Source organism: Pseudomonas sp. QL9 (assembly GCF_041409665.1).
Classification (GTDB): Bacteria; Pseudomonadota; Gammaproteobacteria; order Pseudomonadales; family Pseudomonadaceae; genus Pseudomonas; species Pseudomonas knackmussii.
In genome coordinates, this window is sequence record NZ_CP166971.1 from 5,815,085 (window position 1) to 5,830,687 (window position 15,603).

General features: G+C 66.5%; 11 protein-coding genes. 10 read left to right on the forward strand and 1 reads right to left on the reverse strand.

Annotated features, from left to right (window positions below):
- Window positions 1-60: 60 nt before the first annotated feature.
- Complete coding sequence (gene aceE, locus ACA097_RS27020) at window positions 61-2,709, forward strand: pyruvate dehydrogenase (acetyl-transferring), homodimeric type (protein WP_371367326.1); 2,649 nt, start codon at window positions 61-63, stop codon at window positions 2,707-2,709.
- An 11-nt stretch (window positions 2,710-2,720) separates the two neighbouring features.
- Window positions 2,721-4,649, forward strand: a complete 1,929-nt coding sequence (gene aceF / locus ACA097_RS27025) for a dihydrolipoyllysine-residue acetyltransferase (protein ID WP_371367328.1) — start codon at window positions 2,721-2,723, stop codon at window positions 4,647-4,649.
- A 797-nt stretch (window positions 4,650-5,446) separates the two neighbouring features.
- Here the strand turns inward: aceF and ACA097_RS27030 are convergent.
- Window positions 5,447-6,109, reverse strand: coding sequence for a GNAT family N-acetyltransferase (locus ACA097_RS27030; protein ID WP_371367331.1), 663 nt, complete (start codon window positions 6,107-6,109; stop codon window positions 5,447-5,449).
- 911 nt (window positions 6,110-7,020) lie between these two features.
- Here ACA097_RS27030 and ACA097_RS27035 point away from each other — a divergent pair.
- The 8 genes from ACA097_RS27035 (at window position 7,021) to ACA097_RS27070 (ending at window position 15,603) form a co-directional block, all read left to right on the forward strand.
- Window positions 7,021-7,776 (forward strand): sugar transferase, encoded by a 756-nt coding sequence (locus tag ACA097_RS27035; RefSeq protein WP_371370580.1) that lies wholly within the window; start codon window positions 7,021-7,023, stop codon window positions 7,774-7,776.
- A 1-nt stretch (window position 7,777) separates the two neighbouring features.
- Window positions 7,778-8,425 carry a tyrosine-protein kinase family protein gene (locus ACA097_RS27040; RefSeq protein ID WP_043252475.1) on the forward strand — a complete coding sequence of 216 codons (648 nt, stop codon included), beginning with the start codon at window positions 7,778-7,780 and terminating at the stop codon, window positions 8,423-8,425.
- 13 nt (window positions 8,426-8,438) lie between these two features.
- Window positions 8,439-9,470 (forward strand): polysaccharide biosynthesis/export family protein, encoded by a 1,032-nt coding sequence (locus ACA097_RS27045; RefSeq protein WP_043252474.1) that lies wholly within the window; start codon window positions 8,439-8,441, stop codon window positions 9,468-9,470.
- Window positions 9,471-9,483: 13 nt separating this feature from the next.
- Window positions 9,484-11,076 (forward strand): GumC family protein, encoded by a 1,593-nt coding sequence (locus ACA097_RS27050; RefSeq protein WP_371367334.1) that lies wholly within the window; start codon window positions 9,484-9,486, stop codon window positions 11,074-11,076.
- Window positions 11,077-11,140: 64 nt separating this feature from the next.
- Window positions 11,141-12,139, forward strand: coding sequence for a glycosyltransferase family 4 protein (locus ACA097_RS27055; protein ID WP_371370581.1), 999 nt, complete (start codon window positions 11,141-11,143; stop codon window positions 12,137-12,139).
- Window positions 12,136-13,509 (forward strand): O-antigen ligase family protein, encoded by a 1,374-nt coding sequence (locus ACA097_RS27060; RefSeq protein ID WP_371367336.1) that lies wholly within the window; start codon window positions 12,136-12,138, stop codon window positions 13,507-13,509. The genes ACA097_RS27055 and ACA097_RS27060 overlap by 4 nt, the downstream gene beginning before the upstream one ends.
- On the forward strand, window positions 13,506-14,471 hold the full coding sequence (locus ACA097_RS27065; RefSeq protein ID WP_371367338.1) for a glycosyltransferase: 966 nt from the start codon (window positions 13,506-13,508) through the stop codon (window positions 14,469-14,471). Before ACA097_RS27060 ends, ACA097_RS27065 begins: the two co-directional genes overlap by 4 nt.
- Window positions 14,464-15,603: a glycosyltransferase gene (locus tag ACA097_RS27070; protein WP_371367340.1), complete on the forward strand. Its 1,140-nt coding sequence runs from the start codon at window positions 14,464-14,466 to the stop codon at window positions 15,601-15,603. The genes ACA097_RS27065 and ACA097_RS27070 overlap by 8 nt, the downstream gene beginning before the upstream one ends.

Sequence of the window (15,603 nt, forward strand, 5' to 3'; positions counted from 1 at the left end):
CGGGATCGCCCGGGGCGGCGAACCAGCGTGGGCCTGTCGCAACCCAGCAAGGTACCCGCCATGCACGATATCGACCCCGTAGAAACCCAGGAGTGGCTGGACGCCCTGGAGTCCGTCCTCGACCGCGAAGGCGAAGACCGCGCGCACTACCTGATGACCCGCATGGGCGAGCTGGCCAGCCGCACCGGCACCCAGCTGCCCTACGCGATCACCACGCCGTACCGCAACACCATCCCGGTGACGCACGAGGCGCGCATGCCCGGCGACCTGTTCATGGAACGCCGCATCCGCTCGCTGGTGCGCTGGAACGCCCTGGCCATGGTGATGCGGGCGAACCACAAGGACCCTTCGCTGGGCGGGCACATCTCCACCTTCGCCTCCTCGGCGACCCTCTACGACATCGGCTTCAACTATTTCTTCCGCGCCCCGGACGCCACCCACGGCGGCGACCTCATCTATTTCCAGGGCCACGCCTCCCCCGGCATCTACGCCCGCGCCTTCCTCGAGGGGCGGCTGAGCGAGGACCAGCTGGAGAACTTCCGCCAGGAGGTCGGCGGCAAGGGCATTTCCTCCTACCCGCACCCCTGGCTGATGCCGGACTTCTGGCAGTTCCCCACGGTGTCCATGGGCCTGGGCCCGATCCAGGCGATCTACCAGGCGCGCTTCATGAAATACCTGGAGAGCCGCGGCTTCATCGAACCCGGCCAGCAGAAGGTCTGGTGCTTCCTCGGCGACGGCGAGACCGATGAGCCGGAGTCCCTGGGCGCCATCGCCCTGGCCGGGCGCGAGAAGCTCGACAACCTGATCTTCGTGGTCAACTGCAACCTGCAGCGCCTGGACGGCCCGGTGCGCGGCAACGGCAAGATCATCCAGGAACTCGAAGGCGTGTTCCGCGGCGCCAACTGGAACGTGATCAAGGTCATCTGGGGCCGCTTCTGGGACCCGCTGTTCGCCAAGGACACCGCCGGCCTCATGCAGGCGCGCATGGACGAGGCGGTGGACGGCGAATACCAGAACTACAAGGCGAAGGACGGCGCCTACGTGCGCGAATACTTCTTCGGCACGCGCCCGGAGCTGCTGGAGATGGTCAAGGACCTCTCCGACGACGAAATCTGGAAGCTCAACCGCGGCGGTCACGATCCCTACAAGGTCTATGCCGCCTACCACGCGGCGGTGAACCACCAGGGCCAGCCCAGCGTGGTCCTGGCCAAGACCATCAAGGGCTACGGCACCGGCACGGGCGAAGCGAAGAACATCGCGCACAACATTCACGAGATCGACGTCGAGAGCCTGCGTGCCTTCCGCGACCGCTTCGACATCCCGGTCAGCGACGCGGACCTGGCGAAAGTGCCCTTCTACAAGCCCGACCCCGGCAGCGCCGAAGCCAAGTACCTGGCTGAACGCCGCGCCAGCCTCGGCGGCTCGGTGCCGCATCGCCAGGGCAACGCCTTCAGCGTGCCGGTGCCGCCGCTGGACACCCTCAAGGCCCTGCTCGACGGCACCGGCGACCGCGAGATCTCCACCACCATGGCCTTCGTGCGCATCCTCACGCAGCTGGTCAAGGACAAGGAGATGGGGCCGCGCATCGTCCCGATCATCCCCGACGAGGCCCGCACCTTCGGCATGGAAGGCATGTTCCGCCAGCTCGGCATCTACTCCTCGGTGGGCCAGCTCTACGAGCCGGTCGACAAGGAACAACTGATGTTCTACCGCGAGGACAAGAAGGGTCAGATCCTCGAGGAAGGCATCACCGAGGCCGGCGCCATGTCCTCTTTCGTCGCGGCCGGCAGCGCCTACAGCAACTACCGTCAGCCGATGCTGCCCTTCTACATCTTCTATTCGATGTTCGGCTTCCAGCGCATCGGCGACCTCGCCTGGGCCGCCGGCGACGCCATGAGCCGCGGCTTCCTGCTCGGCGGCACCGCCGGGCGCACCACCCTGAACGGCGAAGGCCTGCAGCACGAGGACGGCCAGAGCCACATCCTCGCCTCGGTCGTGCCCAACTGCCGCACCTACGACCCCACCTACGCCTACGAGCTGGCCGTGATCATCCATGACGGCGCGCGGCGCATGCTGCAGGAGCAGGAGAACGTCTTCTACTACATCACCGTGATGAACGAGAACTACCCGCAGCCCGCCATGCCGGCCGGCATCGAGGAAGGCATCATCAAGGGCATGTACCTGTTCGAGGAAGACAAGCGTGACGCCGCGCACCACGTGCAGTTGCTCGGCTCCGGCACCATCCTGCGCGAGGTGGAAGCGGCAGCGAAGATCCTCCGCGAGGACTTCGGCATCGGCGCCGACGTCTGGTCCGTGCCGAGCTTCAACGAGTTGCGCCGCGACGGCCTGGCCGCCGAACGCTGGAACCGCCTGCACCCGCAGCAGAAACCGCGCCTGAGCTACGTCGAGGAATGCCTGAACGGCCGCAAGGGCCCGGTGATCGCCTCCACCGACTACATGAAGCTGTACGCCGAGCAGATCCGCCAATGGGTGCCGGGCAAGGAATACAAGGTGCTAGGCACCGACGGCTACGGACGCAGCGACAGCCGCGGCAACCTGCGCGACTTCTTCGAGGTGGACCGGCGCTGGGTCGTCCTGGCCGCCCTGGAGGCCCTGGCCGATCGCGGCGACATCGAGCCGAAGACGGTGGCCGAAGCCATCGCCAAGTTCGGCATCGACCCGGACAAACGCAACCCCCTGGACTGCTGAGGAGAGGCATCGTGAGCGAGTTGATCCGCGTACCCGACATCGGCAACGGCCAGGGCGAAGTCATCGAACTGCTGGTCAAGGTCGGCGACAAGGTCGAGGCCGACCAGAACCTGCTGACCCTCGAATCGGACAAGGCCAGCATGGAAATCCCCTCGCCGAAGGCCGGCGTGGTGAAGAGCCTGAAGGTCAAGGTGGGCGACACCCTGAAGGAAGGCGACGAGATACTCGAACTGGAGGTCGAAGGCGCTGCGCAGACTGTCGCCAGCGCACCCGCCGAGGCGCCCAAGCCGGCACCTGCTCCGGCGGCTCCGGCGGCAGCACCACCGCCCACCACTGGCGGCGGCATGCAGACGGTGAAGGTGCCGGACATCGGCAATGGCCAGGGCGAGATCATCGAACTGATGGTCAAGGTCGGCGACCGCATCACAGCCGACCAGAGCCTGCTCACCCTGGAGTCGGACAAGGCGAGCATGGAAATCCCCTCCCCGGCTGCCGGTGTCGTGAAAGCGCTCAAGGTGAAGATTGGCGACACCCTCAAGGAAGGCGACGAAATCCTCGAACTGGAGGTTGAAGGCGGCGCACAACCAGCGGCAGCGCCTCCAGCAGCCACTGCCGAGCCTGCGAAACCAGCCCCCGCCGCCGCACCGGCCGCCGCGCCCGCACAGGCCGGTGGTGTGCAAACGGTGCGAGTTCCCGATATCGGCAATGGCCAAGGCGCGATCATCGAGCTGATGGTCAAGGTCGGCGACCGCGTCGAGGCCGACCAGAGCCTGCTGACCCTGGAGTCGGACAAGGCCAGCATGGAGATCCCCTCCCCGGCTGCCGGCGTCGTGAAAGCGCTCAAGGTGAAGATCGGCGACACGCTCAAGGAAGGCGATGAAATCCTCGAACTGGAGGTCGCCGGCGCAGCCGCAGCACAAGCACCCGCAGCTGCCGCACCAGCCGCGGCACAGCCGGCGCCTGCCGAAGCGCCGGCGAAAGCCGAGGCACCCGCCCCGGTCGGCGCCCCCAGCCGTGACGGTGCCAAGGTGCACGCCGGCCCTGCCGTGCGCATGCTCGCTCGTGAGTTCGGCGTCGATCTGGCCGAGGTGAAGGCGACCGGTCCGAAAGGCCGAATCCTCAAGGAAGACGTGCAGCTGTTCGTCAAAGAACAACTGCAGCGCGCCAAGTCAGCTCCGGCCGGCGCCGCGGTCAGCGGTGGCGCGGGCATCCCGCCGATCCCGGAAGTCGACTTCAGCAAGTTCGGCGAAGTGGAAGAAGTGGCCATGACCCGCTTGATGCAGGTCGGCGCCGCCAACCTGCACCGCAGCTGGCTGAACGTGCCGCACGTGACCCAGTTCGAATCGGCGGACATCACCGAGGTGGAAGCCTTCCGCATCGCGCAGAAAGCAGTGGCTGAAAAAGCCGGGACCAAGCTGACGATCCTGCCGATCCTGCTGAAAGCCTGCGCACACCTGCTCAAGGAACTGCCGGACTTCAACAGCTCCCTCGCCCCCAGCGGCAAGGCGCTGATCCGCAAGAAGTACGTGCACATCGGCTTCGCCGTGGACACCCCGGACGGCCTGCTGGTGCCGGTGATCCGCAACGTCGACCAGAAGAGCCTGCTGCAACTGGCCGCCGAAGCCGCGGAACTTGCGGAAAAGGCGCGCACCAAGAAGCTCTCGGCCGACGCCATGCAGGGCGCCTGCTTCACCATCTCCAGCCTCGGCCACATTGGCGGCACCGGCTTCACGCCGATCGTCAATGCGCCGGAAGTGGCGATCCTCGGCGTGTCCAAGGCAACCATGCAGCCGGTCTGGGACGGCAAGGCCTTCCAACCGCGCCTGATGCTGCCGCTGTCGCTGTCCTACGACCACCGGGTGATCAACGGCGCCGCCGCCGCACGCTTCACCAAGCGCCTGGGCGAGCTGCTCGGCGATATCCGAACGTTGCTGCTGTAAACGAAGAAGGCGCCGCAAGGCGCCTTCTTTTCTCGTGGAGCGCCACGCCAACTGGAAACGTACGGATCTTATCCGCGAACCTCCCGGCGCCTGTGCCCTTGGCCAACTCAGCACCCTCTCCCGCAAGCGGGAGAGGGTGCTGATCGGCGTGATCCTGTAGCAGCGGATTCATCCGCGAAAATCCCCGCGCCAATTCCAACCGTGCGACGCATAACCGCGAACGCGGTTATGCGTCGCAGCCCGGCACGAGAACGGCGGATAACCCCTTCGGGGTTATTCGCCATACAGGTTCGGCATTTGTGCCGTGCGGTTCGCGAGCAAGGACTAGGCGTCCCCCTCGATCCTACGAAGAGCAGGAGTATCCGCGCGCGCCGGAGCGCCCCTTACAGAAGGCCGAGCAAAGCCCACGCAGAGGAGGTTGCGCGACATGGATGTCGCAAAAGCCCCGACCAGTACAGGGACGTACTGTCGGGGCGGGCCTCCGGGTGCGTGGGGATGTGCGAGGGAAGTCCGGCTTGCCGGACCCGTATGTCGGGGCAAGCCTTTTTGGTTCCTTTTGTGGCGTTTGACAAAAGGGACTCGCCGAGAGGCGAAACAAGAAGCCTCCGAACATGCCAAAGCGGCGCGGAAACGCCCAAGCCAGAAGCGTCTCTGGGTTCCAGCGTTCGCGGGGATGACGGAATGGTGTAGGAGCGGACCTTGTCCTCGAAAAGCATCGCGGATGAATCCGCTCCTACAGGGACATGCTCTGCCATGCGGTTCGCGAGCAAGCTCGCGCCGACGAAGACCCGGAAACCTCAGGCCCGCCGCAACCTCAACCCATAAGGCCCACAGCCACTGCTGGCGAAGCTGCGGAAGCGCCCGAACAAACGGAACAGGTAGATCGAGCCGGCGTCCACGTAGCCCAGGCGGTAGCAGGACTTCAACGAATCGAAGTTACCCGACTCGACATAGGACACCAGCCCCTTGGCGCCTTCCTCCAGGAAGTGCTGCAGCGCCCGGTTCATGCCGATGGCATGCAGGCGCTGACCACGATAGTCGTAATGGGTGAAGCCCTTGTACATGTACACGTAGGTTGGGTCGAAGTGCAGGTTCAGCGGCGTCGAGTCGATGCCCGTGGGCTTGCGCGAGTACCAGCCGTAAGCCGCCAGGCGCTCGCCCTCGAAGATGCCGTAGCACTGGTCGTTCTTGGCCAGGGCGTGATCGAGGAAGTCGGTGGAAATCTCGTTGCGCGGATCGGTCGCGTAGTGCCGCAGTATCGCCTCGCTGAGGAACAGCCCGCGATAGTGCGGCGGCAATTCGAGAAAGCGCGGATCGACCTTCTGCAGCGTGATACCGCGCAGGATCTTGAACGGCAGCACCGCGTTGACCAATTTCAGCAGCGCCTTGTGCAGCGTGTGCGCCAGACCGTGCTGACGCAGCGTCGTCTGGCCCTTGAGGATGAGTTGCTGTACGGCCATGAAGCTTCCCCCTGGACGAGGTGAATGTCTTGCGATGGATTCGAGCGAGCGGGCAATAGCCGCCGGAAGCGGCCACTAAAAGGCCATCAGGCCGATTTGTTTCGGAATGTTAGCAAAGAAACCTGCGGCCCAAGGTGTCGGAATTGTCAAAAGAACGTCGCTTCAAGATTTCCGGTCATTCATGACAGCTTATATTTGGCGGATATCCCCTTGAATCACAGGGATTTCAATGGGCCATCACAACGAGGGCTTGGGTGCTTTCGTTCCCATGACCGTTCGTCGGAGTCCAGAGCTTGCTTCCGCGCACGGCCCTGAATGATCAAACGCTATTAATATTCGTTACTTAGGCTCAAAACAGAGGGATTTCGCTGTTCTGCCGATGAGCCATGCAACCTCTACCGGTCGTCCGTTTTTTTTACAGATCGGCGGGTAACTGTATCTCCGATGCAACTTCCACACCCCTCGATAAGGCATTGAATAGCCAGCATATGGCCACTTTTTTGCGGACCTGCGTCACAGCATCCTGCCTCATTCGCGATACAGACGCGCCAAAAAAACGTCCACCAACACCCTAGAAGTCAATTTATTCACGCTTATACTGTCGCCTAGCCATCACCGTCAAAGGCATGACGGGATTACCCAGCAACCAAGAAGTGAGGGCGCACCGATGGACGCGTGCGATGCAGTAAAGAAGTGCTGCGGCCTGACCCAGGCCGATCCCTTCAACGCCGGCCCTGAGTCGACGCCGCGCCGCCTCCCGTTCCGGGACGCCCCGCTCCTGCCGCCTGGCCACTGTGCCGAATCCCTCCCGTTGCAGTTTCCGGAGGAGTCCGTCCGCACCCCGGCCTGACCCCACGCCCCACTTCACCGACCTTCGACGGTAACGCCGCCAACGGAGCCCTGGTATGGAGATGGAAAAGACGCTGCCTTCGCCCCAAGTGGGCCATGCAGCCACCGCGCGTTCGCTCAATCGCCGCGATGAGCAGATGCGCGAAAAGATCGCCCAGGCGATAGCCAGCCAACGCCGTGGCTGGATACTGGGCCGCCCAGGCGGTCGCCCGTGGACGCTGTCGCGGACCAAGCGCAGCAGCTCGGCCGTGCTTGCCGTGCTGCTGCTGATTGCGCTCTCGCCGCTGCTGCTGGCCGTTGCCATTGCCATCAAGCTGAGCAGCCCCGGACCGGTATTCTTCGTGCAACAGCGCACCGGCCTGTATGGCCGCCGCTTCGGCATGGTCAAGTTCCGCACCATGGTGGTCAACGCCGAAGCGCTGAAGGATTCGCTGCGCCACCTGAACAAGCACGGCCCAGACTCCGTCGACTTCAAGATCGACCGCGACCCGCGCGTCACTGGCATCGGCCGCTGGCTGCGGCGCACCAGCCTGGACGAGCTGCCCAACCTGTTCAACGTGGTGCGCGGCGAGATGCGCCTGGTGGGCCCTCGCCCTACCTCCTTCCGCGCCAATACCTATCGCGACCACCACCTGCGCCGCCTGGGCGTCTACCCCGGGATCACCGGGCTGTGGCAGGTGTCTGGGCGCAGCGATGTGGACTTCGACGCCCGCGTCGAGCTGGACGTCGCCTACATCGCCCAGCAGAGCCCCTGGCTCGACCTGAAGATCATGCTCAAGACCCCCCTGAAAGTTCTCACCGGCCATGGAGCGAGTTGAGATGGATGGTTCCTCGTCGTCGAAAAGCCTGGCAGTCCAGCGCCCGAGCGAAAACAACCTGGCGGCCATCGTGCTCGACCAGAATCTCAAGACTCTGCTGCTGACCGCCGCCAACAGCGGCAGCGGCACCACCACCAGTGCATTGATGCTGGCCGGCGAACTGTCCCGCAGCAGCCGCGGCGAAGTGCTGCTGATCGACGCCAGCCTGTCCAAGACCAACCTCACCCAGCACTTCGGCCTGGGCCAGGAACGCGGTTTCCTCGACCTGGTGCTGGCCGAGTCGCCGCCGGCGCTGGAGCGCTGCATCGAGGCCAGCGACGGCCTGCCCTTCCACTTCATGCCGCTGGGGCACTACTGGCAGCACAAGGCGCACCTCGCACCGCAGGCGTTGGAGGCGCTGTTCGCACGCCTGGGCGAGCGCTACCGCTTCGTGGTCATCGACGGCGAGGCCGTCTACGCCAACGCCGACACCCTGGCCCTCGCCGCCCTGGCCGATGGCGTGGTGCTGGTGGTGCGCGGCGAGGAAACCCGTTGGGAGGTGGCGCAAGCCGCGATCCAGCGCCTGACCCAGGCCAACGCCCGGATACTCGGCAGCGTATTCAATGCGCGCCGCTACTACATGCCGAAGTGGGTCTACGACAATCTCTGAGCGAGGGAAGGCCATGCGTAATCCATCCATTGTTCTTGCCTGCCTGGTGCTCGCCCTGAGCGGATGCGGCAGCAATCCGCATGACAAGACCACCCCGGTGAGCATTCTCAGCGCCGAACAAGGCAAGGCTCCGCTCAGCGAAGTCGTGCCGGTCAAGCAGGTGCTGCGCCCGCAGGACGTGCTCGATGTCATCTTCCGCCTCGACACCACCCGCCAGCAGGCCTACACCCTGCAGCCGGGCGACCAGCTGGAGCTGACCTTCTACAACGCCACCCAGCTCAGCGGCAGCCGCCTGGTGATGCCCGACGGCACCGTCGACCTGCCCTACGTGCCGCCGTTGAAGGTCGCCGGGATGACGGTCGCGCAAGCCCAGCAAGTGGTCGCGCGGCACTACGCCAAGGTCCTCAAGGACAGCGAGAAGGACGTGTTCCTCTCGGTCTCCAAGCCCCTGGCGCAGACCGACAACCTGCGTAACACCCTGCTGCACCCGGTAACGGGCCTGAGCCGCGAGATCACCGTGAACTCCGACGGCCGCGCCAGCTTCCCGCTGCTCGGCACCCTGCCGCTGCAGGGCATGTCGGTGGACGAGGTGCAGAAGACCCTGGAAGACGGTTACGCCCGAGAGGCATCGAAGGTCGGCGCGGTCGTGCATGTGGACGTGCTGCTCAAGAGCACCGCGGCCAACGAGGTGTACGTGCTCGGCGAAGTCGCCCAGCCCGGCGCCTACCCGATCCGTCGCCCGGTCTCGGTCCTCGAGGCGCTGGCCCTGGCGCGCGGCAGCAACGTCGGCGCACGCCTGGACCAGGTGGTGGTCATGCACCGCCGCGGCAGCAACGTCGAGGCCCGCGTCTACGACGCCAGCAAGGCCGCCGACGGCGACGCCATGCAGTTCGCCTACCTGCAGCCGGACGACTTGCTCTACGTGCCCAAGTCGCGACTGGTCGAGGCGGGCCAGCTGAGCAAGCAGATCGCCGACGTGATCCTCTTCCAGGGCATCAGCTTCGGCTTCAACTATCGCGTCGACAACAAGAACAACAACAACTGAGGAGGATGCCGGGATGATCAGAATGGAAAACTATCTGCATGAATTCCTCCGGGTGTTCTTCGCCAACGGGCGGCTGATCAAGCGCGTCTTCCTGATCTTCGCCGTGCTCACCTTGCTGGTGCCGGTGGTGTTCAAGCAGAACTTCGACATCAATGCCGAAGTCATCGTGCAGTCCAAGAAGCTCTCGCAAAGCGACGCCAACACCGCGCTGACCACCGACAGCGACAAGTTCGTGCCGCCGTCCCTGGCCGACATGGAGACCGAAAGCAACATCCTGCGCTCGCCGACGCTGATCCGCGGGACCATCGACGAGCTGCGCCAGGCCGGCCAGTTCAGCTACGCCTCCGGGCTGCTCGACACCCTGCTGTTCGAGCCGCTGCAGCGCTACCTGTTCGGGCCCCTGCACGAGCACGTGATCAACCCGCTGCGTCGCGCCGTCGGCCTGGAAGTCGACCCGCCGCGCGACACCACCCTGGACGCCTGGACCGCGCGCGCCGCCAAGGACCTCAAGGTCGACACCCTGCCCGGCTCCAACGTCATCTCGGTGGTCTACCGCAGCAGCGACCCGGCGCAGGGCACGCGCTTCGTCCAGCACCTGCTGAACAACTACCTGAAGAGTCGCCAGGAGCTGCAGTCCACCGACCTGCCGCAATCCTTCTACGAGCAGAAGAAGGTGCAATACCAGACCCGTCTCGACTACCTCGAGGCACAGCGCCAGAAATTGCTCGACCAGGCCGGCGCCGCGGCGCCCAAGGAAGAGATCACCTTCCGCCTGAACGCCATCAACACCGAGGAGCAGGCGCTCAACCAGTACCGCGACCGCGCCCTCGAAGCGCAGAACTGGCTGACCTACCTGAACGCCAGCTTGGAACTGGCGAAGAAGGCCGGGCTGACCGACTACACCTTCCCCTTCAGCTTCGCCAACACGGTCGACAACGTTGCCTACGAGGACCGCGAGATCAAGCAACTGGGTGAACGCCTGAGCGACCAGGTGAGCCGCTACGGCGACACCGCCCAGGCCTTCCAGTCCGGCAGCCAGCCAATGCAGCAGCAACGCGAAGCCATTGCGCGTACCCGTAACCAGTTCCTGCGCGTGGTGTCCAACCGCATCCGCGAGCGCAGCAACGACCTCGCCGTGCTCAACTCGGTGATCGCGCAGAAGACCGCACGCATCGACGAGTACAAGGCCCGCGTGCGCCAGTTGCAGGAAACCGACAGCAAGCTGAGCCAGGTCGACACCGAGGTCGACGCCCTGCACAAGGCCTTCTTCACCTACACCCAGCGTTTCGAGGAAAGCCGCGGCGAACGCCTGATCGACGGCGCGCTGTCCAACGCGCGCATTCTCAGCGAGCCGGTCGAACCCACCGAGGCGGCCTTCCCCCGGCCCGGCGTGGTCATCCCCCTCGGCCTGCTGACCGGCCTGCTGCTGGCCATCGCCCTGGGCTACGTGCGCGAGTTCTTCGACCATCGCTTCAAGACCCCGGCGCAGATCCCGCAACACCTGGGCATCCCGGTGCTGATGATCATCAACGCGGTGGAAGAGAAGGAGGTCAACCCGTACAAGCGCTGGAGTTGGCCGTGGATGTTGCGCTGGGTCCGCGAGTGAGGCCGACGCCGTGAACGACATCGTCCACCTAATCCACAGCGGCGGCTTCTATGGCGCCGAGCGGATGCTGCTCGACCACTGCCGGGTCACCCCTGGCAGGCATCGGGTGGTGTTCCTCGACGCCCCGGCCGAGCTGCTCGCGCGCTTTCGCGCCGCGGGGGTGGATTGCCGCAGCTGCGCCGGCCTGGGCGAGCTGCTCGACGATCTGCGTGCGCGGCCCGGGCTGCTCAACGCCCACAACTTCCGCGCGCAGGTTTTCGCCTGGCTGTGCGCCTCGCGCCTGGACCTGCCGCTGGTGCTGACCCAGCACGGCTTCACTCCGCGCAGCCTCAAGCAGCGCATCTATACCCGTGTCAGCCTGCTGCTGTGCCGCAGTCCACGGGTGCGCCGGGTTGTCTGCGTGGCGCAGAGCATCGCCCGTCTGCATGAAAGTGCCGGGGTCCGCGCGCGCAAGGTGCTGGTGATCCCCAACGGCTTGCCGGACGAACCGGCACTGCCGGCCGGCAGCGTCAGCGAGCCGCTGCTCGGCTTCGTCGGCCGGCTGAGCGCGGAAAAAGGCCCGGACCTCTTCCTCGACGCGGTCATCCCCCTCTGCCAGGACCGTCCGCAGCTGCACGCGGTGCTGTTGGGCGACGGCCCCGAACGCGACGCCCTGGCCGCCCGCATCGCCGCCGCCGGCCTGCAGGAGCGCATCCACCTGGCCGGCTACCAGCAGGACATGCCGGCCTGGCTCGCGCGGCTGAGCGTGCTGGTGCTCAGCTCGCGCACCGAAGGCACGCCGATGATCCTCCTCGAAGCCATGCGCGCCGGCGTGCCGGTGGCAGCCTTCGGCGTCGGTGGCGTGCCCGACATGCTCGAACACGAGCGTTCTGCCTTGCTCGCCAGACCCGGCGACGTCGCAGCCCTCGGCGCCCAGGTCGCGCGGCTGCTGGACGACCGCCACTTGGCCCTGCGCCTGACCGCCGAAGCGCGGCGCCGTCAGCTCGACCAGTACCACCTCCCCACCCTGGCCCAGCGCTGGGACCAGCTTTACCTTGCCGCCGCCGGAGGCCAGCCGTCATGACCCTGCTGCCAGTGTCCTTTGGCCTCTTGCTGGGCCTGGCCTGCCTGCTCCTGCTGGCCAGCCCGTGGCCCTACCTCGCGCCCTTCGTGCTCGCCGGCCTCGTCGGCATGGCCGTGCTCTACCGGCGCCCGGTCTGGGGCCTGCTCGGCCTGGTGGTGCTGGTGCCCTTCGAGGGCCTGTTCCGCGACTACGAGCTATCCGGCGCCAAGCTGGTCGGCGCCGGGCTGATCCTGGTGCTGGTCCTGCAGCTGCTGCAACGGCGCCTGCCCGAGACCCGCCTGGGCAGCAACCTCTGGCGCGCCCTGCTGCCTTTCCTGCTCTGCGTGCTGCTGAGCCTGGCGTTCAGCGAAAACCTCGAGGTGTCGCTGGACAACCTGCGCGAGCTGGCGATCGGCATGACGCTGTTCGGCATCACCCTGCTGATCGGCCGCGAGCTGAACCTGTTGCTGCTCTGCCGCCTGCTCGCGCTGAGCGTGGCAGCCACCAGCGCCATCGCCCTCTATTCGGTGAAATACCAGGTCGGCGGCCGCGCCATCGGCCTGCTGCAGGACGCCAACTACTTCGCCCTGCTGATCGCCGTGGCCGTGCCGCCGGCCCTGCTCCTGCTTCTGCGCGCCAAGGGTCTGGCCGAGCGCCTGCTGTGGCTCGCGGTGCTGGTCGTGCTGTTCGCCGGCATGACCAAGACCGATTCGCGCTCCGGCCTGCTCGTGGTGCTGTTGACCTGCGCGATCTGCGCCTGGCACCACCGCTCGCGGCTTCGCCTGATCCGGCCGCGGCATCTGGGCTTCGTCATGCTCGGCGCGGCCATCGTGGTGCCGCTGACCGTGGCCACCCTGCCCGATGCCTACATCGAACGCATCAAGCTGCTCGGCGCGCTCAGCTCCGGGGTGAACGCCCACCAGGACGCCTCCCTCGGCCGGCGCGCCAGCTACGTGGTGGTCGGCACGCGGATGATCGGCGACGACCCGCTGCTCGGCTCCGGCCCCGGCACCTTCCCGCTGCACTATGCCAAGACCGGCTACGCCAAGGCTTTCAACGAGGGCTTCAGCGTGCCCGACCTTTACCGCCGGGCGCACAACACCTATCTCGAACTGTTCGCCGAGGTCGGCATCCCCGGCGGGCTGGCGTTCGTCGCCCTGATCCTGATGGGCCTGCGCAACTTCCAGTGCGCCCGTCGCGCCTGGCTGGCCGCCGGCGACCAGTCGCGCGCCGACCTCGCCACGCACCTGGGCCTGTGCCTGCTGAGCATCGCGCTGTTCCTGCTGTTCCTCAGCATCCCCAACCACAAGTACCTCTGGATGTTCCTCGCCCTGTCGAGTGTCCTGCGCCTGCAGGCCGAGGGCCGTGAACTGCCCTGGAAGGCATCATGAAACGCATCAGCATCGTCATCCCGATGTACAACGAGGCGCGGCACATCGGCCACACCCTCGATTGCGCGCGCCGTGCGGCGGAACGCGCCGGCCTGGAGTGCGAACTGCTGGTGGTCGACAACGGTTCCGACGACGACGGCCCACGCATTGCCAGCGAGCATGGTGCGCAGGTGCTGCGCCATCCCGGGCTGGCAATCGGCGCCCTGCGCAATCGCGGCGCGGAAGCTGCCCGTGGCGACTGCCTGGCCTTCATCGATGCCGACATCGAAGTGCCCGGCGACTGGCTGAAACGGTGGCGGCAGGTACACGAGGATCGTCGCGCCGACGTGCTCGCACTGGACTGCGACACCCCCGCCCAAGCCCCCTGGTTCGCCCGCGCCTGGCAGCGCCGCAGCCTCTGCGGCAGCCGCCACGGCAGCCTGCGCGAGTGGCTACCGACGCCCAATCTGTGCCTGGAGCGACGCTGGTTCGAGGCCGTGGGCGGCTTCGACGAGCACCTGCGTAGCGGCGAAGACAAGGACTTCGGCCTGCGCCTGAACCGCGCCGGCGCCCGGCAGATGTGCCTGTCACAGCCACGCGCGCTGCACTGGGGCTATGAGGCCAGCTGGCGCGAATGGCTGGGCAAGGAGCTCTGGCGACAGGGCAGCCACCTGCAACTGCTGCGCAGCCAGGGTGCGAGCGCGCGCCTGCTGCGCTTCCCGCTGCTGTGCCTGGGCGTGCTGCTGCTCAGCCTGGGCACGCTGATCGAGCTGGTCGCGATTCAGGGTTCGCTGGCCCTGCTGTTGCTACTGCCCGGCCTGCTCGCCGCGCTGCTGCTCGCCTTCCGCCAGGCCTGGCGACACCTGGACGCGGGACTGATGCTTCAGCTCTGGCCGCTACACTGGATTCGCCTGCACCTCGGCGGAGCGGCCCTGCTCCTCAGCCTGTTCAAGCGCGACGCACGGAGGCCCGCCCGTGGCTGAAACCCTGTTCTGGCTCTGCCTGCTGCTGCCCATCTACGCCTACCTCGGCTATCCCCTTGGCCTGGCACTGCTCGCCTGGCGCACCCCGCGCGCAGAGATCCCGGCGCAAGCCCCGGCGCTGTCGGTGAGCCTGGTCATCGCTGCGCACAACGAGGCCCAGCACATCGCGCAGAAGCTCGATGTCCTGCTGCACCAGGATTACCCGGCTACGGCCCTGGAAATCATCCTCGCCAGCGACGGCTCCGACGACGACACCGTGCGCATCGCGCGGGCCCTCGGCGATCCGCGCGTGCGCGTGCTCGACCTGCCGCGGGTCGGCAAGGTGGAGGCGCTGAACCAGGCCGTGGAGCTGGCACGACACGAGGTCCTGGTATTCACCGACGCCGATAACCAATGGTCCGCCGACACCCTGCGCGAACTGCTCGCGCCGCTGGCTCATCCCCAGGTCGGCGCCTGCGGCGGGCACATGCTCATCCCCACGCGCGGCCATGCGCTGAGCCTGGGCGACCAGCTGTATCGCTACTACGAACTCTGGCTGCGCCGCGCCGAGAGCCGCACCGGCTGCATGGTCTCCGCCGACGGCGCGCTGCTGGCGCTGCGCCGCGAGCTGTTCGAGGCGATCCCGCCGCAGGTCAACGACGACTTCTTCCTCAGCACCTGCGCCAGCGTGGCCGGCAAGCGCATCGCCTACGCCGAGCGGGCGCGCGTGCTCGACCAGGGTGTCGACGAGGCTGGCAAGCAGTTCCGCCGGCGCCTGCGGGTCACCGTCGGCGGCCTGCAGAGCCTGGCCGTGCGCGCCGAACTGATGAATCCGCTGCGCCACGGCCGCTACGCCATCGCCCTGATCAGCCACAAGCTGATTCGCCGCCTGGCGCCGGTCCTGCTGCTGCCGCTGCTGGCCAGCAACCTGCTGTTGTGGGACGCCGGTACCTTCTACCGCCTGAGCCTGCTCGCGCAGTTGCTCGGCTATGCCGTGGGCCTGGCCGGTTTGCTCGACCGCGACGGGCGCCTGCCGAAACCGTTCCACCTGGCCGGCTTCCTCCTGGTGACCCTGGCCGGCATGGCCGCCGGACTCTGGCAGTTCCTGCGCGGCGAACGCTACGCGCTGTGGAACCCGCAGCAGAATCGCTGA

Excerpts from the sequence above, each read along its gene's own strand:
- ACA097_RS27035 (WP_371370580.1), top strand. The coding sequence starts at position 7,021 with ATGGAAAAGACGCTGCCTTCGCCCCAAGTGGGCCATGCAGCCACCGCG.
- ACA097_RS27065 (WP_371367338.1), top strand. The coding sequence starts at position 13,506 with ATGAAACGCATCAGCATCGTCATCCCGATGTACAACGAGGCGCGGCAC.
- aceE (WP_371367326.1), top strand. The coding sequence starts at position 61 with ATGCACGATATCGACCCCGTAGAAACCCAGGAGTGGCTGGACGCCCTG.
- ACA097_RS27055 (WP_371370581.1), top strand. The coding sequence starts at position 11,141 with ATGCTGCTCGACCACTGCCGGGTCACCCCTGGCAGGCATCGGGTGGTG.
- ACA097_RS27060 (WP_371367336.1), top strand. The coding sequence starts at position 12,136 with ATGACCCTGCTGCCAGTGTCCTTTGGCCTCTTGCTGGGCCTGGCCTGC.
- ACA097_RS27050 (WP_371367334.1), top strand. The coding sequence starts at position 9,484 with ATGATCAGAATGGAAAACTATCTGCATGAATTCCTCCGGGTGTTCTTC.
- ACA097_RS27045 (WP_043252474.1), top strand. The coding sequence starts at position 8,439 with ATGCGTAATCCATCCATTGTTCTTGCCTGCCTGGTGCTCGCCCTGAGC.
- ACA097_RS27040 (WP_043252475.1), top strand. The coding sequence starts at position 7,778 with ATGGATGGTTCCTCGTCGTCGAAAAGCCTGGCAGTCCAGCGCCCGAGC.
- ACA097_RS27030 (WP_371367331.1), bottom strand. The coding sequence starts at position 6,109 with ATGGCCGTACAGCAACTCATCCTCAAGGGCCAGACGACGCTGCGTCAG.